Source organism: Microbacterium sp. MMO-56, assembly GCF_037146215.1.
In the GTDB taxonomy this organism is placed as follows: Bacteria; Actinomycetota; Actinomycetes; order Actinomycetales; family Microbacteriaceae; genus Microbacterium.
This window is the reverse complement of record NZ_JBBCVW010000013.1, coordinates 74,261-100,923: the sequence shown is the minus strand read 5'-3', so window position 1 is coordinate 100,923 and position 26,663 is coordinate 74,261. Positions and strand designations below refer to the sequence as shown.

The 26,663-nt window shown below is 72.4% G+C and carries 22 protein-coding genes and 1 pseudogene; 17 read left to right on the top strand and 6 right to left on the bottom strand.

The annotated features are described in order from the left end of the window. Window positions 1–102: 102 nt before the first annotated feature. The 9 genes and pseudogenes from WFI00_RS12425 to WFI00_RS12385 all read left to right on the top strand — a co-directional run bounded on the left by WFI00_RS12425 (window position 103) and on the right by WFI00_RS12385 (window position 9,004). Window positions 103–1,635, top strand: a complete 1,533-nt coding sequence (locus tag WFI00_RS12425; protein WP_336632539.1) for a sugar ABC transporter ATP-binding protein — start codon at window positions 103–105, stop codon at window positions 1,633–1,635. Then, window positions 1,632–2,801 (top strand): ABC transporter permease, encoded by a 1,170-nt coding sequence (locus WFI00_RS12420; RefSeq protein ID WP_336632540.1) that lies wholly within the window; start codon window positions 1,632–1,634, stop codon window positions 2,799–2,801. The genes WFI00_RS12425 and WFI00_RS12420 overlap by 4 nt, the downstream gene beginning before the upstream one ends. Before the next feature lie 58 nt (window positions 2,802–2,859). Continuing rightward, window positions 2,860–4,044, top strand: coding sequence for a substrate-binding domain-containing protein (locus WFI00_RS12415; RefSeq protein WP_336632541.1), 1,185 nt, complete (start codon window positions 2,860–2,862; stop codon window positions 4,042–4,044). An 88-nt stretch (window positions 4,045–4,132) separates the two neighbouring features. Beyond that, the gene (locus tag WFI00_RS12410) at window positions 4,133–5,074 is read left to right on the top strand and encodes a cyclase family protein (protein ID WP_336632542.1); all 942 of its coding nucleotides are present in this window, start codon (window positions 4,133–4,135) and stop codon (window positions 5,072–5,074) included. After that, window positions 5,074–6,114: an NAD(P)-dependent oxidoreductase gene (locus WFI00_RS12405; RefSeq protein ID WP_336632543.1), complete on the top strand. Its 1,041-nt coding sequence runs from the start codon at window positions 5,074–5,076 to the stop codon at window positions 6,112–6,114. The genes WFI00_RS12410 and WFI00_RS12405 overlap by 1 nt, the downstream gene beginning before the upstream one ends. After that, a complete protein-coding gene (locus WFI00_RS12400) occupies window positions 6,111–6,890 on the top strand; it encodes an SDR family oxidoreductase (protein WP_336632544.1) in 780 nt (259 codons plus the stop codon). Before WFI00_RS12405 ends, WFI00_RS12400 begins: the two co-directional genes overlap by 4 nt. Window positions 6,891–6,927: 37 nt before the next feature. Then, window positions 6,928–7,941, top strand: a pseudogene (locus tag WFI00_RS12395) (zinc-binding dehydrogenase); the annotation flags it as partial. A gap of 57 nt (window positions 7,942–7,998) precedes the next feature. Then, a complete protein-coding gene (locus tag WFI00_RS12390) occupies window positions 7,999–8,502 on the top strand; it encodes a gluconokinase (RefSeq protein WP_336632635.1) in 504 nt (167 codons plus the stop codon). Window positions 8,503–8,575: 73 nt separating this feature from the next. Next, window positions 8,576–9,004 carry a shikimate kinase gene (locus tag WFI00_RS12385; RefSeq protein WP_336632545.1) on the top strand — a complete coding sequence of 143 codons (429 nt, stop codon included), beginning with the start codon at window positions 8,576–8,578 and terminating at the stop codon, window positions 9,002–9,004. A gap of 48 nt (window positions 9,005–9,052) precedes the next feature. Here WFI00_RS12385 and WFI00_RS12380 read toward each other — a convergent pair whose 3' ends face one another. After that, on the bottom strand, window positions 9,053–9,175 hold the full coding sequence (locus WFI00_RS12380; RefSeq protein ID WP_336632546.1) for a hypothetical protein: 123 nt from the start codon (window positions 9,173–9,175) through the stop codon (window positions 9,053–9,055). Between the two features lie 251 nt (window positions 9,176–9,426). On the opposite strand from WFI00_RS12380, the gene WFI00_RS12375 reads away from it, so the two are divergent. Together WFI00_RS12375 and pth are read left to right on the top strand one after the other, a co-directional pair. Beyond that, window positions 9,427–10,050 (top strand): 50S ribosomal protein L25/general stress protein Ctc, encoded by a 624-nt coding sequence (locus WFI00_RS12375; RefSeq protein WP_336632547.1) that lies wholly within the window; start codon window positions 9,427–9,429, stop codon window positions 10,048–10,050. Window positions 10,051–10,118: 68 nt separating this feature from the next. Further along, complete coding sequence (gene pth / locus WFI00_RS12370) at window positions 10,119–10,703, top strand: aminoacyl-tRNA hydrolase (protein WP_336632548.1); 585 nt, start codon at window positions 10,119–10,121, stop codon at window positions 10,701–10,703. Window positions 10,704–10,736: 33 nt separating this feature from the next. On the opposite strand, the gene WFI00_RS12365 is transcribed toward pth, so the two are convergent. Next, the gene (locus tag WFI00_RS12365; protein ID WP_336632549.1) at window positions 10,737–11,477 is read right to left on the bottom strand and encodes a hypothetical protein; all 741 of its coding nucleotides are present in this window, start codon (window positions 11,475–11,477) and stop codon (window positions 10,737–10,739) included. Window positions 11,478–11,537: 60 nt separating this feature from the next. Here WFI00_RS12365 and mfd point away from each other — a divergent pair, with 60 nt between their 5' ends. Both mfd and WFI00_RS12355 read left to right on the top strand, forming a co-directional pair. Continuing rightward, on the top strand, window positions 11,538–15,134 hold the full coding sequence (gene mfd / locus WFI00_RS12360) for a transcription-repair coupling factor (protein ID WP_336632550.1): 3,597 nt from the start codon (window positions 11,538–11,540) through the stop codon (window positions 15,132–15,134). 192 nt (window positions 15,135–15,326) lie between these two features. After that, window positions 15,327–16,631, top strand: coding sequence for an HNH endonuclease signature motif containing protein (locus tag WFI00_RS12355; RefSeq protein WP_336632551.1), 1,305 nt, complete (start codon window positions 15,327–15,329; stop codon window positions 16,629–16,631). A 90-nt stretch (window positions 16,632–16,721) separates the two neighbouring features. Here WFI00_RS12355 and WFI00_RS12350 read toward each other — a convergent pair whose 3' ends face one another. Next, window positions 16,722–17,285 (bottom strand): adenylyl-sulfate kinase, encoded by a 564-nt coding sequence (locus WFI00_RS12350; RefSeq protein WP_336632552.1) that lies wholly within the window; start codon window positions 17,283–17,285, stop codon window positions 16,722–16,724. A 38-nt stretch (window positions 17,286–17,323) separates the two neighbouring features. After that, a complete protein-coding gene (gene gdhA / locus WFI00_RS12345) occupies window positions 17,324–18,682 on the bottom strand; it encodes an NADP-specific glutamate dehydrogenase (protein ID WP_336632553.1) in 1,359 nt (452 codons plus the stop codon). 189 nt (window positions 18,683–18,871) lie between these two features. On the opposite strand from gdhA, the gene WFI00_RS12340 reads away from it, so the two are divergent. Next, a complete protein-coding gene (locus WFI00_RS12340) occupies window positions 18,872–19,471 on the top strand; it encodes a gamma carbonic anhydrase family protein (protein ID WP_336632554.1) in 600 nt (199 codons plus the stop codon). 70 nt (window positions 19,472–19,541) lie between these two features. Here WFI00_RS12340 and WFI00_RS12335 read toward each other — a convergent pair whose 3' ends face one another. Continuing rightward, a complete protein-coding gene (locus tag WFI00_RS12335; protein WP_336632555.1) occupies window positions 19,542–22,223 on the bottom strand; it encodes a phosphoenolpyruvate carboxylase in 2,682 nt (893 codons plus the stop codon). Between the two features lie 111 nt (window positions 22,224–22,334). Between WFI00_RS12335 and WFI00_RS12330 the strand changes: the two genes are divergently transcribed. From WFI00_RS12330 to hisS, 3 genes are all read left to right on the top strand, one after another. After that, window positions 22,335–23,483, top strand: coding sequence for a Na+/H+ antiporter NhaA (locus WFI00_RS12330; protein WP_336632556.1), 1,149 nt, complete (start codon window positions 22,335–22,337; stop codon window positions 23,481–23,483). Window positions 23,484–23,590: 107 nt separating this feature from the next. Next, window positions 23,591–24,214 (top strand): MazG family protein, encoded by a 624-nt coding sequence (locus WFI00_RS12325; protein ID WP_336632636.1) that lies wholly within the window; start codon window positions 23,591–23,593, stop codon window positions 24,212–24,214. A 143-nt stretch (window positions 24,215–24,357) separates the two neighbouring features. Beyond that, window positions 24,358–25,626: a histidine--tRNA ligase gene (hisS, locus tag WFI00_RS12320; protein WP_336632637.1), complete on the top strand. Its 1,269-nt coding sequence runs from the start codon at window positions 24,358–24,360 to the stop codon at window positions 25,624–25,626. Here hisS and WFI00_RS12315 read toward each other — a convergent pair whose 3' ends face one another. Then, complete coding sequence (locus tag WFI00_RS12315; protein ID WP_336632557.1) at window positions 25,627–26,550, bottom strand: helix-turn-helix transcriptional regulator; 924 nt, start codon at window positions 26,548–26,550, stop codon at window positions 25,627–25,629. It abuts the gene before it with no gap. Window positions 26,551–26,663 lie beyond the last annotated feature (113 nt).

Sequence of the window (26,663 nt, the reverse complement as noted above, 5' to 3'; positions counted from 1 at the left end):
CGCGGCGAGAAAAGTCATCCCAAAGGCTTGCAAAGGTGTTACCTTTTGTGCGACGCTGATGCCGGTCACGATGATGTGGCATCCCATCGAAGGAGATGAACTGTGGTGACGGCGAACACCGGAGCGGAGATCCCTCTGCTCGAGGTCGACGGCTTGACCAAGTCGTTCTACGCGACCAAAGCGGTATCAGACGCATCGTTCTCGGTGCGGTCCGGCGAGATCGTCGCCCTGCTCGGCGAGAACGGTGCCGGGAAGTCGACGGTCATCAAGATGCTCGCGGGCGTCTACCGCCCCGACGGCGGCACGATCCGCCTCCTCGGTGCAGAGCTGGACGGCACCACGCGCAAGCAGGTGTCGTTCGTCCACCAGAACCTCGGCCTGATCGAGTGGATGACCGTCGCAGAGAACATCGCGCTCACGCTGGGATACCCCCGGACCGGGCTGGGTCTGCTGAGCCGCACCCGGATGAACGCGCGGGCCGCCGAGGTCCTCGCGAGCGTCGGCGGAGGCATCGACCCCACGACGAGGATCTTCGATCTGCCGCGCGCGGAGCGGAGTCTCCTCGCCATCGCGCGAGGACTGGTGAGCAAGCCCAAGCTGCTGATCCTGGACGAGCCCACCGCGTCGCTGCCGGCCAAGGACGTCGAGCGTCTCTTCGACGTGCTGCGCACGCTGCGCGACTCGGGCGTGGGGATGATCTACGTCTCGCACCGGCTCGACGAGATCTACCAGATCAGCCAGCGCGCCGTCGTGATGCGCAACGGCCGGGTCGTCGCCGAGACCCGCGTCGCCGACCTGCCCCCGGACACCCTCGTCGAACTCATCGTCGGCCACGGCACGAAGCCGCCCCGGATCGGCGCCGCGGGGGAACGCGAACGACTCACCCTGCGCGGTGTGCGCGTCGGCGACACCGGCCCCATCGACCTGTCGGTGCGCGAGGGCGAGATCCTCGCCCTCTGCGGCCTGCGCGGCGCCGGGCATGAGCCGATCGGGCGCGCCGTCGCGGGTGCGCTGCCCACGACGGGCGGAGCCATGACCCTCGACGGCGCGACGTACGCCCCCCGGGACCCCGGGCATGCGATCGCCCAGGGCGTCGCGTTCGCGACGTCCAACCGCGAGTCCGAGTCGGTCGCTGCGGGCCTCTCGGTGCGGGAGAACCTCTTCCTGAACCCCCGGGTCTGGGGGCGTCGCGCCTGGCAGGCCCGACGCGCCCGCGGAGAGGGGGAGCAGGCGGCGGCCGTGCTCGCGCCGTACCAGATCCGTCCGGCCGATCCCGAGCTGCCGCTGGACACCTTCTCCGGCGGCAACCAGCAGAAGGTCGTGCTCGCCCGCTGCTTCGGCAGCGCGCGATCCGTCGTCGTGCTGGAGGAGCCGACCATGGGCGTCGATGTGGGGGCGAAGGCCGAGATCTACGACCTCCTCGGGACGGTCGCGGGCGCCGGCACGAGCGCCGTGGTCGTCTCGACGGACATGGAAGAAGTCGCCAAGATCGCCCACCGCGCGATCGTCTTCGGCCGGGGGCGCGTCGTCGCGGAGCTGTCCGGCGACGACGTCACGATCGGAAACCTCATCGCCGCCGCCTCCGACCTCGGAGCCGTCGGCCACGACGCACGGACTGGAGTGGACGCCGCATGACCATGAACACCTCGCTCACGTCGACATCGTTGGAGCCCGGTCCCGGATCGAGCTTCTTCGCGCGACTGACGAGCAACTACGGCATGGTGCTGCTCACCATCGCCCTCTTCGTCCTGTTCGCGCTGCTGCGCCCGGACACGTTCGCCTCGCTGCTGAACTTCCAGCTCCTCGCCTCCAGCAAGTCGGTCCTGCTGATCCTCGCGCTCGCCGTGACGATCCCGATGGTGGCCGGGAAGATCGACCTGTCGATCGGGTACGGCGTGGGCCTGTGGCAGGTGATGGCCCTCTCGTGGCAGATCGAGGGGCTCGACTATCGCCTCGTCATCCTCCTCGTGCTCGTCGGCGGGGGCGTGATCGGTCTGCTGAACGCGCTGCTGATCGAACTGGCACAGGTGGACGCGTTCATCGCGACCCTCGCCACGGGGCAGGTGATCTTCGCGATCACCTACTGGTACACCGGCGGACGCCAGGTCACCGACTCGGCGGGGGCGCGTGCAGCGGCCTTCGACGAGCTGACGCGATGGTCGCTGGGCCCCATCCCCGGCCCGTTCGTGATCGCCCTCCTGATCGGCGTCGTCGTCTGGCTGGTGCTGGACTACCTGCCGGTCGGACGCTATCTCTACGCGGTCGGCGCGAACCCCGGCGCGGCACGCCTGTCCGGGATCCCGCGTCGCAAGTACGTGGTCGGCGCGATGGTCGCGTCGGGGATGCTCACGGGTGTGGCGGGCATCCTGCTCGCCTCGCGGCAGGCCGGCGTCGCGCAGGCGAACATCGGCCCGGAGTACCTGCTGCCGGCCCTCGCGGCCGCGTTCCTCGGCTCGACGACCATCCGGCCCGGCCGCGTCAACGGTCTGGGGACGATCCTCGGCGTCGCGATCGCGACGATCGGCATCTCGGGCCTGCAGCAGGTGTTCCCGGGCCAGTTCTACCTCGAGCCGCTCTTCAACGGGCTGACCCTCGTCGCCGCGATCACGATCGCGTCCCTCGCCACGCGTCGCCGCGTGTCCCGAGCCGATGCGCCCGTGGCCGCCGCGACGCCCGCCCCGCCGTCGCACATCGGGCCCGATCGGAGCCTGACCGACGAGGCGGTCGCCGACGACGCCGTCGCCCCGCCCGACGCGGATCTGCCCAGCAGGCGCTCGGCGGCATCCGACCACACCTCCTGACACCGACACCATCCCGCACGCAGTACCGACACCGCACGCTCCACCGAAAGGATCACCCGTGAATCGACAGCACCGACGCCGTCTCACCCTGGCCGCGTTCGCCGCCCCTCTCGTGCTCGCCCTCGGCCTCACCGCCTGCTCCAGCGTCAGCGTCGGCGCCGGAAGCGCGGCGAGCGGGTCGGCCACGCCCTCGACCGGACCCGACTTCTCCTCGATCCTCCCCACGGGCGACGCCCTGGAGTTCTCGAAGAAGCTCGTCGAGACCAGCCTGTCCGCCTCGGACGGGTTCACCCCGCCCAGCACCGGCCCGACCGCGCAGGAGCCCGGTGCGCACGTCGCCTACGTGGGCAGCGACCTCACCAACGGCGGCATCAACACGGTCGCCGAAGGCGTGCAGGAGGCAGCGACCGCGATCGGGTGGACCGTCGACTCCTACGACGGCAAGGCGACCGCCCAGGGCCGTTCGGACGCCCTCAGCCAGGCGATCGCGGCCGCACCGGCGGCCATCATCCTCGGCGGATTCGACCCGACGGAGCAGGCCAGCACGATCGCGCAGGCGACGCAGGCCGGGATCCCCGTGGTGGGCTGGCACGCGGGCACGCAGACCGGCGGAGGCAACGGCCTGTTCACCAACGTGACGACCGACCCGCTGAAGGTGTCGCAGCTCGCCGCCGCCTACGCGGTCGCGCAGGCCGACGGGAAGGCGGGCGTCGCGATCTTCACCGACGGCCAGTACGAGATCGCACGCCTGAAGGCGGACGCGATGAAGGCCTACGTCGAGAGCTGCAGCGGCTGCACCGTGCTGTCCTACCAGGACTCGCCGATCGCCGAGGCCGATCAGCGGATGCCCGGAATCATCTCCAACCTCCTGCAGAGCGACGGCGACAAGCTCACCTCGCTCCTCGCGATCAACGGCAACTACTTCGGCGGGGCGCAGCAGGCCCTCCGGGCGGCGGGCAAGGACCCGGCCGGTCCGCCGATCTCGATCGCTGCGGGCGACGGTGACGCCGCCGAGTTCCAGCGGATCCGCAACGTCGACTACCAGGCGGCCACCGTGGCGGAGCCGCTGCTGCTCCAGGGGTGGCAGCTCGTCGACGAGGTGAACCGTGCCCTCGCCAAGCAGCAGCCCTCCGGGTTCGTCGCCGCTCCGGCGCTCGTGACGAAGGCCAACGCGCCGACCGGCGACGTGTTCGATCCGGCCAGCGGGTACCGCGACGTGTACGAGAAGGTCTGGGGCAAGTAACCACGACGGCGGGCGGGGAGGGCCCACCTCCCCACCCGCCTCCCGGAGACGTCGCACTCGGCGTCCCACCCGTACGAAAGGCAGAGGAATGATCACCGACGAGCACCGCGGCGAGACCGCACCGCTCTCCGCCGAGGCGTTCGACGACCTCTATCGGGGCATCCGTCGCTGGGGCGCCTGGGAGGACGCCGACCGTGGCGCCTACAACCTGCTGACCCCGGCGCACACGGCTCGGGCCGCGCGCCTGGCCACGGCGGGGGAGGTCGTGCCGATGGCGCTGCCCTGGGCGACCGAGCCGGACGTCGACAACCCGCGGCCGGCCCTGCACCACATGACCGACCTGGGCGACCGCGAGGCGCCGGAGCCCTCCACCAACAAGGACTTCATCGGGATCGACTACCACGGCAAGTCCTCGACGCATCTCGACGCGCTCGCGCACATCGCCTACCGCGGCGAGCTGTTCGACGGCCGGGAGAGCCGTTCGGTCGTCGGGGCTACGGGCGCGCGCTTCGGGGCCGTGTCGGCCCTCGGCCCGTTCGTGGGCCGTGGGGTGCTGCTGGATCTGCCGGTCGTCGCCGGACGGTCCTGGCTCGAGCCGGGGGAGGCGGTGTACGCGGACGACCTCCTCGAGGCGGAGCGCGTGCTCGGCGTCGAGATGGGCGAGGCCGACGCCGTGCTGGTGCGCACCGGTCACAAGGCGCGGCGTACGGACCTGGGGGCGTGGGACCCGTCCGACCTGTCTGCCGGGCTGCATGCGACGGCGATGCCGGTGCTGGCCGATCGCGGCATCTCGCTGCTCGGATCGGACGGCGACAGCGACGTGCGCCCGTCGCCGGTGCCGGGCGTGCACTCGCCGGTGCACATCCTCGCCCTCACGGCGCTCGGCATCCCGCTTCTGGACAACCTGGATCTGGAGGCGGTGTCGCAGGCGGCCGCGCGGCACGGTCGATACGAGTTCCTCTTCGCCGTGCTGCCGCTCAACGTGCCGGGCGGAACCGGATCGCCCGTGACCCCGACGGCGGTGTTCTGATGGCGGCGACGGATTCCTCGCGCCCCGTCGGCGTGAGCCGCGACTTCCTCGGCCCCGACGGCACGAACGTCTGGGGGGACATCGGACTCGGCGCCCTCGACGACGCCGGCGTCGCCTGGGAGTACCTGCCCGAGACGGTCGACGTCCTCCGCCCCGAGGACGTCGACGGACGCCCCGGTCTGATCTTCGCCGCGCCCGCGGTCGACGCCTCGACCTTCGACGGCGTGGCCCGTCCGCCCGCCGTGCTCGCGCGGTTCGGTGTCGGCTACGACGCGGTGGATCTCGCAGCGTGCACCGCGGCCGGCGTCGCGGTGACGATCACCCCCGACGGGGCCCGTCGCCCCGTCGCCACCGCGGCGCTCACCATGCTGCTCGCGACGCTTCTGAACGTCGGCATCAAGGACCGCCTGGTGCGCGAGGACAGGTGGGACGAACGAACGGAGTGGATGGGGCGCGGCCTGACCGGAACGACCGTCGGGATCGTCGGCTTCGGCAGCACGGGCACCGACCTGGCGCGGCTGCTCGCCCCCTTCGAGGTCGAACTGCTCGCCTACGATCCGTATGCGCCGCCCACGCGGGCCGCGGAGTTCGGCGCCGAGCTCGTCGGCATCGGCGAGCTCGCGCGCCGCGCCGACGCCGTCGTCGTGATGGCCGTCCTCACGCCGGAGACCCACCACCTGCTCGACCGCGCGTTCTTCGCCGCGATGAAGCCGACCGCGACGGTCGTCAACGTGGCGCGCGGGCCCATCGTCGACGAACAGGCGCTGATCGACGCGCTGCGCAGCGGTGCGATCCGCGCGGCCGGCCTCGACGTGTTCGAGGGGGAGCCGCTGGAGGCGGGGAGCCCGCTGCGCGGGATGGACAACGTCCTGCTCGCTCCGCACTGCATCGGCTGGACGGACGAGATGTCGCGCGGCAACGGCGGCAGCGCCGTGCGCGCGATCCTCGACGCGCGCGACGGCCGGGTCCCGTCCTTCGTGGTCAATCGGGACGTGCTCGACAGTCCGGCATGGGCGGAGCGGAAGGGTGGAGAACGATGAGCACGGAACCCTCCCGCACCTTCGACCTCTCGGGTAGGCTCGCGCTCGTCACGGGGTCGTCGCGCGGACTGGGTCAGAGCCTCGCCGTCGGTCTGGCCGACGCCGGCGCACGGCTGATCGTCCACGGCCGCGACGAGTCCGCCGTGCGCCGCAGCGTCGAGCTGATCGAGGAGCGCACCGGGGTGCGCCCCGAGACCGCGCTGTTCGACGTGACCGATGCCGCCGCCGTGGAGGATGCCGTCGGCGACCTCGTCTCGCGTGTCGGCGTGCCCGATGTGCTGGTCAACAACGCGGGCATCCAGCGCCGCGCGCCGTTCGCGGAGTTCGCGGTCTCGGACTGGGACGACATCATCGCGACGAACCTGTCGAGTGCGTTCTACGTCTCGCGCTTCGTGGCGCCGGGCATGATCGACCGCGGCTCGGGGAAGATCATCAACATCGCCTCGGTCCAGTCCGCGCTCGCCCGACGCACGATCGCGCCCTACTCGGCGAGCAAGGGCGGCATCGCCCAGCTGACACGCGGGATGGCTGCGGATCTGGCGCGGCACGGCATCCAGGTCAATACGCTGTCACCGGGATACTTCGCGACCGAGATGAACGCGGCGCTCGTGGCCGACCCGGACTTCACGGCCTGGGTGCAGGAGCGCACGCCGGCCGGCCGCTGGGGGCGCGTGGAGGAGCTGCGCGGTCCGCTGGTCTTCCTGGCGTCGGCGGCGAGTGATTTCGTGAGCGGGCAGAACCTGTTCGTCGACGGCGGCATGACCGCGGTCGTGTGACGTGCCGGATCAGGCGACCGAGAGAAGGAGGAGGCGGATGGACGCCGTCGTCATCGCAGGCAAGCTCGACCTGAGCGTGCAGGAGCGCCCGGTGCCCGAGCCCGGCGAGGGGCAGGTGCGCGTGCGGGTCGGCTACGTCGGCATCTGCGGGTCCGATCTGCACTACTACTTCGAGGGCGCCAACGGAGCGTTCGTCGTGGCGGAGCCCCTCGTGCCCGGGCACGAGCTGTCCGGCTGGATCGACGTCGACCCGTCGGGCCGCGTCGCCCCCGGCACCCCGGTCACCGTGCACCCCGCGCGCTTCGGGGATCGGATGGCGGAGCTCCCCGACGCGCCGCACCTTTGGCCCGGCGGGTCCTACCTCGGCAGCGCGTCGACGACGCCGCACACGCAGGGTGCCATGAGCGACCTGCTCGTCGTCGACGCGGGCATGATCCGCACGCTTCCGGAGGGCCTGCCCGTGCGTCGCGCGGTGCTGGCGGAGCCCCTGGCCGTCGCCCTCCACGGGGCCGGTCGCGCCGGTGCGCTCGAGGGGGCGCGCGTGCTCGTGTGCGGCGCGGGCCCGATCGGACTGCTCGCCCTCGTCGCCGCGCAGGCTCGAGGAGCCGCCTCGGTGACGGTGACGGACCTCCTGCCCGAGCCTCTCGGGCGCGCCCGCGAACTCGGGGCGGACGAGGTGCTGCGCATCGGCGAGGACGACGTCCCCACGGAGGGCTTCGACGTCGTGCTGGAGTGCTCCGGGGCGGGCCCGGCCGTGACGGCCGCGGTCGCGGCGGTGCGCCGGCGCGGCACGGTCGTGCAGATCGGCATGCTGCCCAACGAGCCGCGACCGATCAACCTCGCCCCGCTGGTCGCGAAGGAGGCGACCCTCGTGGGCGCCTTCCGCTTCCTCGATGAGATGGACGAGGCCCTCGCGCTGCTGCTCGCCCGCCCCGACGTCGAGCGCGTGATCACCCACGAGTTCGCACCGGCGGACTCGGTCGCGGCGTTCGAGACCGCGCGGCGGTCGTCGGACAGCGGCAAAGTCGTCGTCACGCTGTCCGCTGCGCGCGAGGCCGGACACGGGGGAGCGGGTGCCGACGCTCGCCCCACGCCGCGCGTCGTCGTCATGGGTCCGAGCGGATCCGGCAAGACCGCGGTGGGCGCGGCCCTCGCGGTCGACCTCGGAGTCCGCTTCGTCGACGCCGACGACCTGCATCCCGCCGCCAACGTGGCGAAGATGGAGTCCGGCGTCCCGCTCGACGACGACGATCGCCTCCCGTGGCTCGACACGGTCGGGGCCGCCCTCGCCGACGCTCCGGGGCTCGTGATGGCCTGCTCCGCGCTCGCCCGCCGGTACCGCGACCGGATCCGCGCCGCCGCGCCCGACGTGCGCTTCGTCGAGCTGCGGGTCTCCCGCGAGGAGCTCGACCGGCGGATGCGCACCCGGCAGCATTTCATGCCGGCGGCGCTGCTCGACTCGCAGCTCGCGACCCTCGAACACCTCGAGGACGACGAGCCGGGAGTCGTCGTGGACAATGACGGCGGCATCGTCGAGGTGGCCGGTCGCGCACGCGTCGCCCTCGACGAGGCCGCGCGCGCCGAGAACCGCGCAACGCCCGGCGACGCCTGAGCGGGGCGTCCGCGGCACGGTAGCATCGACCCCGCCGCGGTGTGCGGAACGGGGTGCGCGGAGGGAGCGGCTGGTGGCGCGAGTCGTCGTCATGGGATCGGCGGGGACGTCGACCTCGATCATCGGCGCCGCCGTGGCCGCGAGGCTGCGTGCGCCGTACGTCGACGGCGCCGACCTGTGGCCGCGGCCCCGTCGCGGGGGCCTCCGCCGGGCACGGACGGCCCCGCAGCCGGCCCGCTCCGACCATGAGCTCTGGTTCGACGCGCTCTGCCGTGCTCTGACGCAGGGCGCCGTCGTGACCACCGCGGCGTTGACGCGCTCGGGCCGCGACAGCGTGCGTCACGCGGTACCGGAGACGCTGTTCGTCGAGATCGTCCCCGACGCCGGGGCCGACGGGGCCCGAGAGCCCCTCACGCAGGACGAACGCGGCGTGCGCGTCGCGGACGACGTGGATCTGCCCGCCGTGGTCGATCGCATCGTGGATCTCCTCGGCGCGGGCTGAGGACAGACTCCCTGCCCTGCGGCTGAGGGGAGGCCGACGTGCGACGCGTCAGCGCTTGCGGTACTCCGAGCGACCCATGGCGTACATCGCGCCCACGGCTCCGAGGGTCGCGCAGACCGACATCGCGCCGATGATCCACATCAGCGCGTGCGACATCCAGCCGTAGTCCATGGGGATCCTCCTCGGTGGGTGCGGGTGACGTCTTCATCGTAGCGGGGTCACTGGTAGACTCGGTGCGTACTTCGGCGAGGGATGCCGCGTGCCGGCACCGCCGGTTCCGTCCATCCGTGATCGACGCGGTGTGGCAGGGCCTGTTCCCGGAGGAGTCCGGAGGGCGGGATCTCCTCACGTGCGAGCGTTCGAGTCGAGCCCCAGACCCCACCGGATCCGCTGCCGCGGATCCCGTCCTGCAAGGAGAAGACATGACCACCGAGACCGACACCAAGGTCGTCGCAGAACTGCGCGAGAACTTCGGCAAGGGCTACGCGCGTCGTCTGCGCGCCGCCGGCCAGATCCCCGCCGTCATCTACGGGCACGGCACCGACCCCGTCCACGTCGCGCTGCCCGGCCACCAGGTCGCGCTGCTCATCCGGCGTGCGAACGCCGTCCTCGAGCTCGAGGTCGGCGGCAAGGAGCAGCTCACGCTCGTCAAGGACGTCCAGAAGGACCCGGTGCGCCAGATCATCGAGCACATCGACCTGCTCGTGGTGAAGAAGGGCGAGAAGATCCAGGTCGACGTGCCCGTCGTCATCCTGGGCGAGCCCTTCGCCGGCACCATCGCCAACCTCGACAACGCGACCGTGTCGCTCGAGGTCGAGGCCACGCACATCCCGGAGACCATCGAGGTCGACGTCGAGGGCCTCGAGGACGGCACGCACATCACGGCCGCCGACCTCGTCCTGCCCAAGGGCGCGGCGCTGGTCACCGACGCGGAGACCCTCGTCGTCGCGATCTCCGTGCCGGCCGCGACGATCGCCGAGGCCGACGAGATCGAGGCGGCCGACGAGGCCGTCGCCGAGGAGCAGTCCGAAGAGGCCGCCGAGTAAGCACACCGCGTCCGAAGCCCGCCACCACCGACACGGGTGTGGCGGGCTTCGCCGTAGAGGGGGAGAGCATGGCGCAGACCTGGCTCGTCGTCGGCCTCGGGAACCCGGGCCCGCGCTACGAGAACACGCGGCACAACGTCGGTCAGATGGTGGTCGCGGAGCTCGCCGCGCGCCGATCCGAGACCCTGCGCGCGCACAAGGCGAACGCCCGCGTCGCCGAGAGCTGGCTGCGTCCGGGCGGCCCGAAGCTCGTGCTGGCGACACCGAACTCGTACATGAACGTGTCGGGCGGGCCCGTGTCGCAGCTCGCGCGTTTCTACGACGTCCCGGCCGAGCGCGTCGTGCTCGTGCACGACGAGCTCGACATCCCGTTCGACACCATCAAGCTCAAGGTCGGCGGCGGCCACGGGGGCCACAACGGCATCCGCGACGTCGCCAAGGCCCTCGGAACCCCCGACTTCCCGCGCGTGCGGGTGGGCATCGGCCGTCCTCCCGGCAGGCAGGATCCCGCGGACTGGGTGCTCGACCCCTTCGCCTCGACCGAGCGCACGCAGCTGCCGATCCTCCTCGGCGACGCGGCGGACGCCGTCGAGCAGCTCATCGATCAGGGGTTGCTCGCCGCGCAGCAGACCCACCACGCGCCCCGCGCCTGAGGGCGTCCGGCGCGCGTCGGGGGAACCCGCGCGTCAGGCTCCGCTCGCCCCGGCGCCGATGCCGGTGAGCACGCAGATGCCGACCACGACCGTGAAGACGAACGGACCGACCGCGGCGATGACCACCGCGGCGATCCCCTGCGCGCGCCCGCGGCGGGTCGCGATGGCCGCGATGCCGGTGACGAGGGCCGCAAGCCCCAGCCCGGTGCCGATCCAGTAGCCGATCTCGGCCCACAGCACGAGGCCGCGGACGGGGCTGAGCAGGCTCAGCAGCTGCTGCTCGGACAGGTCCTCGAGGCCCGAGGGCGAGATGCCGATCGCGTGCCGCATCGCCCCCTCGGCCGCGGCGAACCCGGTCGCTCCGCTCAGGACGATCGAGATCGTCACCGCGGCGAGTGCCAGCGACAGCGCCAGGATGCCCAGCATCGCCGGTCGCGTCGCGGCGTCCGCCGGTGCGCCCGGAACGCCCGACCGTGACGGCGTGGCGGTGCCGGTCGGAAGCGGCGCGGAGGACGGCTGGGTGGGCTGCGGCGCGGGCTGCGCGTACGGCGGCAGGGGCCGGGTGGGCTGTGCGAACGGCGGCGCGGGCTCTGCGGGTTGCGTGTACGGCGGGGCGGGCTGCGCGTACGGCGGCGCAGGCTGGGCGTACGGGGCGGGCTGCGGCGGCGCGCCGGGAGTCGTCTGAACCCAGCCGCCGGGCGGAGTCGCCGGCGGTGCGGACGGCACGGACGGTGCGGGCGGTGCCGGCGGGGGAGTCTGCGGATCCTGGCTCACAGCCTCATCCTAGGCAGGGCGCCAGGGAGCCGTGTCGGCGGGGCGCAATAGACTCGGTCCGTGACAGTTTCCGGGATCGCGCGCGCCCTGACGCAGGCTCCGTCCGTGCAGCGTGCCGTGGAGGCCGCCCGCGCCGACACCGACTTCTCCGTGGTGGCGGGCCTCGACGCACCCGTGCTCGCCGCACTGCTCGCCTCGCGCGGGTCCGCCGGCGCGGCACCCGTCTCGCTCCTGGTCATCACCCCCACCGGGCGGCGGGCGGAGAGCATCGGCGCGGCGCTGCAGAGCCTCGTGCCGGGCGCGGCGGTGCACCATTTCCCCGCGTGGGAGACGCTGCCGCACGAGCGGCTCAGCCCCTCGACCGAGACGGTCGGGCGGCGGCTCGCGGTGCTGCGGGAGGCCGCGGCGTGGGACGGCTCCGCCCCGCTGATCGTCACCGCCTCCGTCCGCGGTGCCCTCCAGCCGCTCGCCGCCGGGCTCACCGACGCGGGCTCGCTCGACCTCGCCGTCTCCGGGCGCGGCCACGACCTCGAGGCGGTCGCGCGTCGACTGGTCGACCTCGCCTATCTGCGGGTCGACATGGTGTCGCGCCGCGGCGAGTTCGCGGTGCGCGGCGGCATCCTCGACGTCTTCCCGCCGGTGGCGGATCACCCGTACCGCATCGAGTTCTTCGGCGACGAGGTGGATCAGATCCGCGCGTTCTCGGTCGCCGACCAGCGCTCGCTGCCGGGCGAGGTCGCATCGGTGACGCTGCTGCCCGCCCGCGAGCTGCTGCTCACGGAGGACGTCCGGGCGCGGGCCGCCGCCCTGCGCGAGAAGTTCCCGGGTCTGCAGGCGATGATCGAGAAGATGAGCGAGGGCATCCCCGTCGAGGGCATGGAGTCGCTCCTGCCGGCGGTGGCCGATGCCGTCGTGCCGCTCGTCGACTATCTGCCCCGCGGCACGGCCGTCGCCCTGATCGACCCGGAACGCGCCGTGACCCGCGCGATGACCCTCGGCGACACGAACCGCGAGTTCCTGGAGGCCGCGTGGAGCGCCGCCGTCGCGGGGGCCGACACCCCCGTCGACCTCGGCGCCGGCGACTTCCTCGCCCTTCCCGACCTCGAGGCCGCCGCGCACGCGCGGGGCGGCGTGTGGTGGTCCTTCAGCGGGTTCGACTCGGGCGCCGCGGACGCCGCCGACGAGGGGCTCGGCGCGAGCGACGTCGTGCGGGTGGCCGGTCGCGCCGTGCCCTCCTTCCAGGGGAACGTGGACGGCGCGACGGAGCACGTGGGCGGGCTCGTCGCGGACGGCTGGCGCGTCGTGGTCGCCGCGTCCGGTGCGGGACTGGTCGATCGTGCGCGCGATGTGCTCGCCGAGCGCGGCATCGCCGCGCGCGCGGTCGACGCCCTCGCCGAGGCGCCCGACGCCGGGGTCGTGACCGCCGTGTTGGGAGCATTGGAGAGCGGTTTCGAGCTGGCCGAGGCCAAGCTCGCCGTGCTCACCGAGGCGGAGTTCTACGGCCGCACCATCGGCTCCGACGGTCGCGTCGTGAAGAAGCTCGCCTCGCGCCGGCGCAACGTCGTCGACCCGCTGCAGCTGAAGGCGGGGGACGTCGTCGTGCATTCGACGCACGGGATCGGCAAGTTCGTCGAACTGGTCCAGCGCGAGGTCTCCAGCGGCGGGCGCAACGCCGTCAAGACGACGCGGGAGTATCTCGTGCTCGAGTACGCGCCCTCCAAGCGCGGGCATCCCGGCGACAAGCTCTTCGTGCCGACCGATCAGCTCGACCTGCTCAGCAAGTACGTCGGAGGCGAGGCGCCCGCGCTGTCGAAGATGGGCGGCAGCGACTGGGCCGCCGCGAAGGGCAAGGCGCGCAAGGCCGTCCGCGACATCGCCGTGGAGCTGGTGAAGCTCTACTCGGCGCGGATGGCCGCCAAAGGCTACGCCTTCGGCCCCGACACCCCGTGGCAGCGCGAGCTCGAGGAGGCGTTCCCCTTCGCCGAGACGCCCGATCAGCTGCAGACCATCGACGAGATCAAGGCCGACATGGAGCGGCCGATCCCGATGGACCGTCTGCTCTCGGGCGACGTCGGCTTCGGGAAGACGGAGGTCGCCGTGCGCGCGGCGTTCAAGGCCATCCAGGACGGCAAGCAGGTCGCGATGCTCGTGCCGACGACGCTGCTCGTGAAGCAGCACCTCGACACCTTCCAGGAGCGGTTCGCGGGCTTCCCGGTGAAGGTGCGGCCGCTGTCGCGGTTCCAGACCGACAAGGAGGCGCGCGACACGCTCGCCGGTCTCACCGACGGCACCGTCGACATGGTCATCGGCACGCACCGCATCCTCACCGAGAAGGTGATCTTCAAGGACCTCGGCCTCATGATCATCGACGAGGAGCAGCGCTTCGGCGTCGAGCACAAGGACGCCCTCAAGAAGCTGAAGACGAACGTCGACATCCTCGCGATGAGCGCGACCCCGATCCCGCGCACGCTCGAGATGGCGGTCACCGGCATCCGCGAGATGTCCACCCTGGCGACGCCGCCGGAGGACCGGCATCCGATCCTCTCCTACGTCGGCGCGCGCAGCGACAAGCAGATCGCGGCCGCGATCCGTCGCGAGCTGCTGCGCGAGGGACAGGTGTTCTACGTGCACAACCGGGTGCAGTCGATCCAGCGCGTCGCCGCGCACCTCGCCGAGCTCGTCCCCGAGGCGAGGATCGCGGTCGCCCACGGGCAGATGGGCGAGCACGCGCTGGAGGAGGTCGTCGACGGGTTCTGGGAGCGCAAGTACGACGTCCTGGTGTCGACGACGATCATCGAGACGGGTCTCGACATCTCCAACGCGAACACGATTGTCATCGACCGGGCCGACAAGTACGGCCTCAGCCAGCTGCACCAGCTGCGCGGGCGCGTCGGTCGCGGGCGGGAACGGGCCTACGCGTACTTCCTGTACGACGACCTCAAGCCCCTGTCCGAGACGGCCGCCGACCGACTCGAGACGATCGCGGTCAACAACGACCTGGGATCGGGCATGCAGGTCGCGCTCAAGGACCTCGAGCTCCGCGGCGCCGGAAACCTGCTGGGAGCCGAGCAGGCCGGGCACATCGCCGGCGTCGGCTTCGATCTGTACTTGCGGATGATCGGCGAGGCGGTCGCGACCTTCCGCGGCGACGAGGTGGACGGGCCGGCCGAGCTCCGGCTGGAGCTGCCGGTCGACGCGCGCATCCCCGAGGACTACATCGACAGCGAGCGGCTCCGGCTCGAGGCCTATCAGAAGCTGTCGGCGGCGGCCTCCCCGGCGCGCGCGGGCGCGGACGGCGCCGACGCGATCGACCTCGTCCGCGAAGAGCTCGAGGACCGCTACGGTCAGGCGCCGCCGGAGGTGGACGGGCTGTTCCAGGTGGCGCGGCTCCGTCGGCGCGCCGCCCAGGCCCAGCTCTCCGACGTGGTGGCGATGGGGCCGAACCTGCGGGTCGCGCCCGCGCCCGCGGCGGACTCGCTGCGCGTGCGGCTGCAGAGGCTCTACCCGAAGTCCAAGGTGCTGGCCGGGGGAGAGGCGATGGTCGTGCCGCTGCCCTCGGCGGGCGGCGAACCGCTGGCGGACGCGGACCTGATCGCCTGGGTGGCGCAGCTCCTCGACCAGCTGTACCCCCTGCCCGAGCCCGCCGCCGACGCCTGACCCGCCCGCTCCCGCTCCGCCTCCGCCCCTCCCGCTCCGCCTCCGCTCATCGCTTCCGCGCATCCACGCGAGACCGCGCGAGTGTGCGGTTCTCGGGTGTCTTCCGTGAGATATGCGCGGTCTCGCGAGAGGCGCCTGACGGCGGTGGGCACGGGGACGGCGGATGTCGGAACCCCTGGTCAGAATGGGGTCATGGGAGATCTGGCGGGGGCATTCGGCAGTGACACCGACGTCGCGGCGTTGGCGGAGATCGTGGCGGGCGTCGCCTCGGTCGACGCGCAGCTGACGGCGGCGCAGGTCGCGCAGGTGCGGCTGCTGGCGTGTGCGGGCCGACTCGCGGCGCAGCAGGCCGCGGGGTCTCCCGAGAGCGTGCGCGTGCACGACATGGCGCTGCGGTCCGTCGCGGCGGAGCTCGGCGGCGTGCTGCGTGTGACCGACCGCACCGTCCAGGCTCGGATCGACGAGGCCCGCGAGATCGTGGAGTCGTACCCGGCGGCCCTCACCGCGTGGGAGTCGGGTCGTATCACGCGGGGGCACGTCCGGGTGATCGTCGAGGCGGGGAACGTCGTCGCCGCCGAGCGGCGCGCCGAGTACGAGCGCGAGGCGATCGAGCGGTGCGTGCGAGACACGCCGAATCGGGTGCGTGCGGAGGTGGAGATCCTCGCCCACCGGATGGGGGAGGTCTCCTTCACCGAGCGGCACCGGGCGGCTGCCGACGGGCGGCGCGTCCGAGTGACGCCGGGCACCGACGGGATGAGCGAGGTCGTCGCCGAGCTGCCGACCGTCATCGCGGACGGCATCCTCGACCGCCTCACCCGGCAGGCCCAGGCTGTGATCGATGCGCGGGAGCCCGTCGAGGGCGACCATCGCCGCATCGACCAGGTCCGCGCCGACGTGTTCGCGGACCTTCTGCTGGCCGGCACACCGTCGCTCGACCCGACGGCGGACTCCGACGGCCCCGGCGCACTCGGCGCCATCCGCGCGCACGTCCAGGTGATCGTGCCCGCCCTGACCCTCCTGGGCTCCGACGACGGGCCGGCAGACCTCGTCGGGCGCGCGCCGATCGACGCGGACACGGCGCGACGGCTCGCGTCGGAGTCCCACAGCTGGGCGCGTGTGCTGACGGAGCCCGTCGACGGCACCGTGGTGGCCGTCGACCGCTACCGGACACCGTGGCCGCAGCGGCGATTCCTCCGGGCGCGCGATCAGCACTGCCGGTTCCCCGGATGCCGGCGGGCGGCGATCCGCTGCGAGATCGACCACACCGTGGATGCGGCCCGGGGCGGCCCGACCGCGCTGTGGAACCTCGCGCACCTCTGTCAGCGACACCACAGCATGAAGCAGTTCACGAGGTGGCGGGTGCGTCAGCTCGGCGGCGGCGTCCTCGAGTGGACCTCACCGCTGGGCCGGGTCTACCGCGAGGATGCCCCCGCCCCGCCCGTCCACTTCACGCCGAGCATCCCCGAGCCTGCCGCGGCCGAGCGACCGCCCTTCTAGCGACGATCCGATCCCGTCGACGCGCGCTCCGCCCCGCGGAGTCGCCCCACTCCGATGCGCCGCCCGAGCCGTGCTCACCCCCGCAGGCGGTCACTCCGCGCTCCCTGCGACATCCGTGGTGTGTCGCACCGCCGACCAACCCGCCCGGACGAGGATCTCCTCCGCCACGTCCGTGACACGGCGGCCATCGGTGGAGATACGCGCGACGGCGTGCTCCGCGGCCTCAAGGCTCCGCGCTGCAGCCCGGCTGCGCTCGAGGTGCTCGTCCAGTCCGGTGCCGACCTCGCGGTGCGCGAGTCGGCCGGCGGCTGTCTCGTCGGTCGCGGTGAGCAGGGCGGCGAACCAACGGACCTCGCCGCCCAGCGCGGCGGTGAGCGCGGTGATCTGCAGGACACTCACCGTGTTGGTGAAGATCAGCCGCGAGTACCCGATGGCCCGGTAATTCCGCCACATCGCTGCGAGGTTCTGCTCCGCGAGGTCGACGCCGTCACGCCACGGCTCTGGATACGCCTGGTCGAGGTTGTCACCTTCGATGACTGCGTGACGGACGTCGGCGCGCACGAGCATTCGGGAGGCCTCGGCGGCCACCGACGTCTTCCCCACCCCCGAGCGTCCGCCGATGAAGATCACGTCCGAGGGCTCGGCGCTCGGCACCCTCGCATCCCGACCCACGGCGCCGCCCCGCGCCCGCGTCAGATGACGCCCTGCGCCAGCATCGCGTGGGCGACGCGTTCGAAGCCGGCGATGTTCGCCCCGGCGACGTAGTCGCCCGGGCGGTCGTATCGCTCCGCGGCGCCGAAGGCGGCCGCGTGGATGTCCGCCATGATCGCACGGAGCTTGTTCTCGCTGTCGGTGAAGCTCCAGCGCTGGCGCGAGGCGTTCTGGCTCATCTCCAGTGCCGAGGTCGCCACGCCGCCCGCGTTGGCCGCCTTGCCGGGGCCGAACAGGACGCCCGCCCCCTGAAGGGCGGCGACCGCGGCGGGCGTGGAGGGCATGTTGGCGCCCTCCGAGACGACGCGCACGCCGCCGGCGATGAGGGCACGTGCATCGTCCTCATCGAGCTCGTTCTGCGTCGCGGAAGGGATCGCGATGTCGACCGGCACCTCCCACGGGCGCGCGCCCTCGACGAAGCGTGCGGAGGGTCGTGCGGCGGCGTACTCGGAGATGCGTGCGCGGTCGATCTCCTTCACCTTCCGCAGCAGGTCCACGTCGATGCCGTCCTCGTCGAGGACGTAGCCCGACGAGTCCGACGCGGTCACGGGGACCGCGCCGAGCTGCTGCGCCTTCGAGATGGCATAGACGGCGACGTTGCCCGACCCCGAGACGGCCACGCGCTTGCCCGCGAAGGACTCGCCGTGCACGCCCAGCATCTCCTCGGCGAAGAACACCGCGCCGTAGCCGGTCGCCTCGGTGCGCACTTCGGCGCCGCCCCACTGCACGCCCTTGCCGGTGAACATCCCGGACTCGTGGCGGTTCGTGATCTTGCGGTACGCGCCGAAGAGATAGCCGATCTCGCGCGCGCCCACGCCGATGTCGCCGGCGGGCACGTCGGTGTGCTCGCCGAGGTGTCGCCACAGCTCGCTCATGAACGACTGGCAGAAGCGCATGATCTCGGCATCCGAGCGTCCGTGCGGATCGAAGTCACTGCCGCCCTTGGCGCCGCCGATGCCCTGACCGGTGAGCGCGTTCTTGAAGATCTGCTCGAAGCCGAGGAACTTGATGATCGACAGGTTCACCGACGGGTGGAAGCGCAGTCCGCCCTTGTACGGCCCGAGGACCGAGGAGAACTGGATGCGGTAGCCGCGGTTCACGTGCACCGCTCCGGCGTCGTCGACCCACGGCACGCGGAACATGATCTGGCGCTCGGGCTCGACCAGACGCGGCAGGATACCGGCGTCGACGAACTGCGGATGGCGATCGAGCACCGGCGCGATGGAGCCCAGCACCTCGTGCACCGCCTGCTGGAACTCCGGCTCGTGGGGGCTTCGGGCGAGTACGGCGTCGAACACGGACGAGACGGAATCGGGCAGGGGAGTGAGCGTTTCGGGCACGGTGGAGCTTTCTGGCCGGATGAGCGGCCCGCGACGGGAGCGCGGGCGCAGGAGATTCCACTGTATCGACGTGCGCAGGGCGCTCGACGCCGTGTGACGACACCACGAAGAACGCGGGAACACGCGCTGTCGCCGCCCCGCCCTCGACGCCGCCGACGACGCGGGCCTACGCTGGCGGCGGAGGCCCATATGCGTTTCGAGCACCTCGGGGCACAGCCCCGCATCCATCCCGACGCCATCGTCGCACCCACGGCGGTCGTCTCCGGCGACGTGACGATCGGTGCGGGATGCCAGGTGCTGCACGGCGCCGTGATCACGGCGGAGGGTGGGCCGATCACGCTCGGCGAGCACGTGATCGTCATGGAGAACGCCCTCATCCGTGCGAGCGCCACCCATCCCGTCCACATCGGCTCGCATGTCCTGGTCGGTCCGACGGCGAGCCTGTCCGGCGCTGTCGTCGACGACGAGGTCTTCCTCGCGACCGGCGTGCGCGTGTTCAACGGCGCGCGGATCGGCGCGCGCTCCGAGGTGCGCATCGGCGCGATCGTGCACCTGCGGACCGTCCTGCCGCCGGACTCGGTCGTCCCGATCGGATGGATCGCGGTCGGCGACCCTGCGCGGGTGCTCTCGCCCGACCGCCACGAGGAGATCTGGGCGCTGCAGAAGGAACTCGACTTCCCCGGTTATGTGTTCGGCCTCGACCGCGACACCCCGGACCTCATGATCCAGCTCACCGAGCGCTATGCCGCGGCGCTCTCCCGACACGCCGACGACCGCCGCCTGGACTGACGGCGGCACGGACGGCAGGACGCAGCGGGCCCCGGTCCGGTGGCCCCGCCGCGCGGCGTGCGGAGTCGGCTCACCCCGTGTTCTGCAGGCCGGCCGAGACGCCCGACACCGACAGCAGCAGCAGACGCTGCCAGCGGGGCAGGTCCGCCTCGGAGACGTCGCCCGTGCGCAGGGTGCGCAGCGCGCGCAGCTGCAGCAGCGACAGCGCGTCCACATAGGGGCTGCGCATCTTGACCGCGCGCTGGAGCACCTGCTTGTTGGCCAGGAGCTCGTCGCCGCCGGTGATCGCGACGACCCACCGCTGTGTGAGACGCATCTCGTCGACGACGAGGTCCGCGAGGTCGGGCCGGTCGCCGAGGTCGAGGTAGCGGCGCGCGATCCGGTCGTCCGCCTTCGCGAGGCTCATCCCGACGTTGTCGATCACGGTGCGCAGCAGCGGCCACTCCTCGTAGGCGCGGCGCAGCAGCTCCACGTCGCCGACGGCGTCGAGCGCCGTGCCGAGCCCGAACCATCCGGCCAGGTTGATGCGGGCCTGCGACCAGGCGAACACCCAGGGGATGGCGCGGAGGTCTTCGAGCGACTCGACGGACAGGCCGCGGCGCGCGGGGCGGGACCCGAGGGCGAGCAGGCCGATCTCCTCCATGGGGGTGACGGTCGCGAACCAGGGCGCGAACCCGTCCGCCTTGACGAGCGAGAAGAACCGCTCGCGCGAGGCCGCGTCCATCGCCGCGGCCACATCGGCGTACCGCTCCGCGGCGGCGCTGTTGCGCTGCTCGATCGAGGGGGCGGATGCCAGCAGCACGGCCGCCGCGACCTGGTCGATGTGGCGCATCGCGATGTTGGGGTCGCCGTAGCGGGCGAAGATGACCTCGCCCTGCTCGGTGAGCTTGAACCGTCCGTCGACCGAGTGCGGCGGCTGCGCCAGGATCGCGGAATTGGCCGGCCCGCCGCCGCGGCCGAGGGCGCCTCCGCGGCCGTGGAAGAGGGTGAGATGGATGCCCTCGTCCTGCGCCCACGCGGCGATCTTCGCCTGCGCCTCGTACAGGGCCAGGTTCGCCGCCACCGGTCCGACGTCCTTCGAGGAGTCCGAGTAGCCGAGCATGACCTCGAGGCGTCGTCCGGTCGCGTCGAGGCGTGCGGCGAAGTCGGGGTCGGTGATGATCTCGGCCATGATCGCCGGTGCGGCCTGCAGGTCGGCGAACGTCTCGAACAGCGGGATCACATCGAGCACGGGCGGGGTGCCGCCCGGACCCACCGCGTGCCGCGCGAGGGCGTGGACGGTGGCGAGGTCCGTCGCCGACTGCGTGAAGGAGACGATGTAGCGCCCCGCGGCGTCGGGTCCGTAGCGGTGCTGGATCTGCGCGATCGTGCGGAAGACCTCGAGCACCTCCTCCGCCTGGGTACTGAGCGAACCGCCCGAGGCGAGCGCCTCGCACTCGGCGAGCACCTTGGCGTGCACGGCGGAGTGCTGCCGCACCTCGAGCTCGGCGAGATGGAAGCCGAACGTCTCGACCTGCCACAGCAGCTGCTGCAGGTGCCCGTAGGCCTGACGGGGGGCGCCCGCTGCGACGAGGGAGTCCTGCACGACGCGCAGATCGCGCAGGAGCTCCGCGGGCTGGCGGTAGGCGAGGTCGGCGTCGCGGGCGCGCGTGGCGCCGATCCTGCGCGTGATGAGCAGCATCGCCTGCTTGTGCGGCTCGGTGCGGGCGCGCTTGAGCGCGTCGGCGGCGCCGTCCTCGTCGGCGGCACCGAGGCGCTGCAGGAGGGCGTCGAGGTCGGCACTGGCGGGCGTCGTCTCGCCGGCGACGGTGAGGGTCTTCGAGATGCGGCTCGCGGACTTCTCCAGGCCCAGCAGGATGTGCTCCGACGCGATCCCGGCGGCCTTGCGGGTCACGGACGCCGTCACGAAGGGGTTGCCGTCGCGGTCTCCGCCGACCCAGGTGCCCAGGCGCACGAACGGACGGATGACCGGGGCGCGGCCGCCCGCCGCCGGACCCTGCAGAGCGTCGTCGACGCGGCGATAGACGTGCGGGACCGCCGTGTAGAGCGTCTCGTCGAACACGGCCATGATGGCGCGCACCTCGTCGACGGGCGTCGGCTTCTCGGCGCGCAGGGGAGCGGTGCGCCAGAGCGTGTCGATCTCCTCGAGCATCCGGCGCTCGGCTCGCCGCTCGTCCGCGCCGCCGCTGAGGGAGGCGTCGTACTCGCCGAGCAGACGCACGAGGCGCCGGATGCTGGTGGACACGGCTCGCCGGCGCGCCTCGGTCGGGTGCGCCGTGAACACAGGGTGGAAGCGCAGATCGCGCAGACGCTGGAGGGCCGTGTCGTCGCCGACCTCCTCAGACAGGCGCACGAAGGCGGCGGCGACCGAGTCGGCGGCGCCCTCCTTCTCCGGACGACCGTCGCGCTCGCGCAGGACGCGGACGCGCTGGTGCTCCTCGGCGAGGTTCACGAGGTGGAAGTAGACGGTGAACGCGCGCGCGACCTCGTCGGCGCGGTCGATCGAGAACGACTCCGCGATGGCGGCCGCACGCTCGAAGGCCTCCGGTGACTCGTCCGTGTAGGCCGCGATCGTGGCGACGCGGAGCCGTTCGACGTCCTCGTACAGGCCGGAAGATCCGCTCTCGCGGAGAACGCGGCCGAGGAGCGAGCCGAGCAGTCGAACGTCGGCGCGCAGTCGCTCGGGGAGTTCCTGTTCGGCCTCATCGCGACCGACGAGGTCGATGGCTTCGGTGCGGGTGAGTTCACGCATCCCCCCACGCTAACGGTCGGATGTTTCCCGCGTGTCACGCGGTATGATGCCGTCCTGGTGTGCCGGGAAGTCTGGTCGGCGTCTCCCGTTCACCGACCCCTTCGGAGCGCCGTGTCCCTGCTGCGTTCGGCCCGATTCCCGGCCGTCCTCCTCCTCGTCGCCGCGGCCCTCGGGCTCGTCCTCGCGAACTCGCCCGCGAGGGGCGCCGTCGCCGCCGTCCTCGACCTGCACCTCGGCGTCGCCGGGGTCCTCGGGCTGACCCTGCGCGAGGCGGTCTCCGACGGGCTGCTCGCCGTCTTCTTCTTCGTCGCCGCGGTCGAGCTGCGCCAGGAGCTGACCGTGGGGCACCTGGCGTCGCGGCGCCGGGCCGCGCTCCCGGCGCTCGCCGCGGCGGGCGGCATCGTCGTCCCCGTCGTGCTGTATCTGTCCGTCGCGGGTGAGACCGCGACATCCGCGGGGTGGCCGATCCCCACCGCGACCGACATCGCCTTCGCCCTCGGGGTGCTCGCGGTCTTCGGCCGGGGCCTGTCGCCGCGGGTGCGGGTGTTCCTGCTGGCTCTGGCCATCCTCGACGACATCGTCGGCATCGTGTTCATCGCGGTGCTGTTCACCTCCGACGTGAACGTGGGGATGCTGCTGCTCGGTCTGGGGCTCGTCGGCGTCTTCGCCGTGTGCAGTCGTCTTGTGGGCGCACGCGGCGGCCGGTGGGCGCGCGCCGGACAGGTCGTCTCGGCGCTCGGCGCCTGGTACGCCGTGCACGAATCCGGGGTGCACGCGACGATCGCCGGCGTCGCGCTCGGGCTCGCGATGTCGCCGCAGCCCGCGCTGCGCGCGCGGTTCGTCCTGGAGCCGTGGGTCAACGCGCTCGTCCTTCCGCTGTTCGCCCTGTGCGCCGCGTTCGTGACGATCCCCGCGGTGTCGCCGGGCGACCTCTCGCCCGCGTTCTGGGGCGTGCTGATCGCCCTGCCCGTGGGAAAGCTCGCCGGGATCGCCCTCGCCGGCGGTATCGCGCAGCGGATCCTGCGGGTGCCGCGCACCACCGCGATGAGCCTCGGCGACCTCCTCGCCGCCGGCGCTCTGGGCGGCATCGGCTTCACGGTCTCGTTGCTGCTGAGCGATCTGGCCTTCGAGGGCGACGCCGGCATCCGCGACCAGGCGGTGCTCGGCGTGCTCGCCGGATCGACGATCTCCCTCGTCCTCGCCTCGATCCTCGTATCGTGGCGGGCATGGCACCATCGACGCGCGACGACGACCCGCTGACGCCCCCCTCCGCTACAGGCTCCGCCGCGCACTCTGCGCCGGACACCGCAGCGCTCTCCGCGTCGGATGTCACAGCGCACGACAGTCTGCGCGAGGCGGCCGAGACGATGCGTGCCGTGCGCGAGCGCTGCGTCTGGTCGCAGCGGATCACCCACGACGACCTGGTCCCCTACCTCGTCGAGGAGTCGGCCGAGCTGATCGACGCCGTCGAGGCGGGTACGCGCGCGGACCTGCGCGAAGAGCTCGGCGATCTGCTCTGGCAGGTGCTGTTCCACGCCGCCGTCGCCGCAGACGACCCCGACGACCCGTTCGACATCGACGACGTGGCCGCCGGCCTCACCGAGAAGATGGTGCGGCGGCATCCGCACGTGTTCGGCGACGCGGTCGCCACCACGCCCGAGGAGGTCCTCGTGCACTGGAACGCGGCGAAAGCCGCCGAGAAGCGCGAGCGCCGGTCGGTGCTGGACGGCGTCTCGCCGCACATGCCCGCCCTCGCCCTCGCCCAGAAGCTCCTCGGCCGCGCCGCGGCGCTCCCCGGAGGAGTCGGCCTCACGATCCCGACCGGTTCGCCCGTCCCGGGGGTCGATGCCGGAAGCGAGGACGAGCTGGGGGAGCGGCTGCTCTGGCTCGTCGCGCAGGGGCGCACGCACGGGTGGGATGCCGAACGGGCTCTCCGCGGCGCCCTCCGTCGTCTCGAGGGCGACATCCGGGCCGCCGAGCGCGAACTCTGACGACCCGTGCGACCGCCCGCGTCCGCGCGAGGAGGCGAGACGGCCCGGATGCGGGCGGCGTCGATCATGCCAACACAACGGTCGGGGCGGTACGCCCGACCTGGAAGAATGAACCCGTGGCATCCGTGAACCCGCCGCGCGGCATGCGCGACTTCCTCCCCGCCGACAAGGCCCGCCGCGAGCGCGTCCTCGCCGTGATCCGTGAGCGCTATCGCGCGCACGGATTCGACGAGATCGAGACGCCCGTCCTCGAGGACTATTCGCGCCTGCACGCGGGCATCGGCGGAGACAACGAGAAGCTGGCGTTCAACGTCCTGAAGCGCGGTCTGGACGCCGACGCCGTCCGCGCCGGAGCCGACGACCCGGCGGCACTGTCCGACCTGGGCCTGCGCTACGACCTCACGGTGCCGCTCGCGCGGTTCTACGCGAGCCACCGCGGAGAGCTCCCGAGCGTCTTCCGGTCGATCCAGATGGCGCCGGTGTGGCGGGCGGAGCGTCCGCAGAAGGGGCGCTACCGCCAGTTCGTGCAGTGCGACATCGACGTCATCGGCGACGCATCGGCGCGCGCGGAGGCCGAGCTGCTGGTCGCGAGCCTCGACGCGCTCGACGCCCTGGGGCTCGACGGTGGGACGATCCGCATCAACGACCGTCGCGCGCTGGACTGGATGCTCGGGCACTTCGGCTTCGCCGCCGATGAGCGCCCCGGCGTCCTGATCACCATCGACAAGCTCGACAAGATCGGGCCCGACGGCGTCACGGCCGAGCTGCGCGAGCGCGACGCCACGGCGTCGGCCGTCGATGCCTTCGAGGCGTTCCTGCGTCGCCCGGGGACCCTCGAGTTCCGCCCCTACGGAGACGGGCAGATCCGTGCGGCGCTGCCCGCCGGCGTCCCGGACGACGTCGTGGCGGACCTCGTCGCCATCGGCGAGGCGGTCGGTGCCGCGCGCCCCGCGACGGACGCCGTCTCCGGTGTCCCGCTCCTGTTCGACCCCTTCCTCGTGCGCGGCATGGGGTACTACACCGGCACGATCTTCGAGCTCGCACACCCGAGCGTGGACTACTCGCTCGGTGGGGGCGGCCGCTACGACGGCATGATCGGGCGGTTCCTCGGTCAGGACGTTCCGGCTGTCGGGTTCTCGTTCGGCTTCGAGCGCCTCGTCGAGCTCCTCGACTCCGAGACGGATGCGGCGGCCACGGCCCTCGTCCTCGTGCACGACCGTGACGTCCCCGTCGGCGAGCTCGTCGCGCTGAAATCGGCCCTCGTCGCCGAGGGAGCGCGCGTGCGCCTCGAGCAGCGCACCAAGAACCTCAAGGCTCTCCTCGAACGGGCCGCGGCCGACGGCTACACCGCGTTCGCGACCGTCGCGGCCGGGCAGGCGCGCGCATCGCTCGAGGTGAAGCCGCTCGCCTGATCAGCCGATCGCGGTGAGCGTCCGGTGACGGTGACCGGGTGACGCAGCGGGAGGCGGCGCCGAGCCGGCTGGAGGCTCGGAGACCACGGGATCGTCGGGCGCGAACCGCGACAGCTCCTCGACGGCGCGCTGCGTGGCCTCGTCGGCCGGGGTGAACCACACGACGCGGGACGCACCGGCGTCGCCGATCCAGAGACTCGTCATCTCGAGGCGCAGCGGGCCGAGCAGGGGGTGCACGAGGTTCTTCACGGTGTTCTGCTCGCCGCCCACGTCGCCCCGACGCCACAGTTCAGCGAAGGCGGCCGATCGGTCCTCGAGCCGTGAGACGAACTCCTGCCAGCCCGGTTCGTCGTGGTGCCGGCCGTAGGCGGCGCGCAGCCGTGCGGCGATGCGGTGCTGGGCGTGGGCGAGGTCGGCGTGGGCGCGTTGCCAGATCGGGTCGGTGAAGATCAGCACGGCGCAGTTGCGCCCGGTCGCCGGATACTCGTCGAGGTCGTCGAACAGGAAGCGGTACGAGCGGTTGTACGCGCGGATGTCGAACCGCGCGGTCTGCACGGCGGCGGGGTAGGGCATCAGCTTCGCGAGCAGATCCAGGTGCGCCGGTTGCACGCAGGCGCGCACCTCGCGGCCGGGCACCGAGACGCCCGCCAGCGCGAAGAGGTGGTCGCGCTCGTCCTCGGACATCCGCAGGGCGCGGGCGATCGCGCCGAGCACCTGCTCCGATGCGGCGATCGGACGCCCCTGCTCGAGCCAGGTGTACCAGGTCAGTCCGACACCGGCGAGCTGCGCGACCTCTTCGCGTCGGAGTCCCGCCACGCGTCGACGCGACCCGGTCTGGAGCCCCACGTCGCTGGGCCGCAGGCGCTCTCGGCGCGTGCGCAGGAAGGCGGCGAACTCGTCGCGGCGCTCGGAGTGCCCGCTCATCGATCGCCTCCTCGGGGCCGTCTCCCGCCAGAGTAGCCCTCTCGCGCCCCGCGACGCTCACGGTGACGAGTGCTGTCAGTACCAGGATGAGGAGACTCCTGGTACCAGCATGA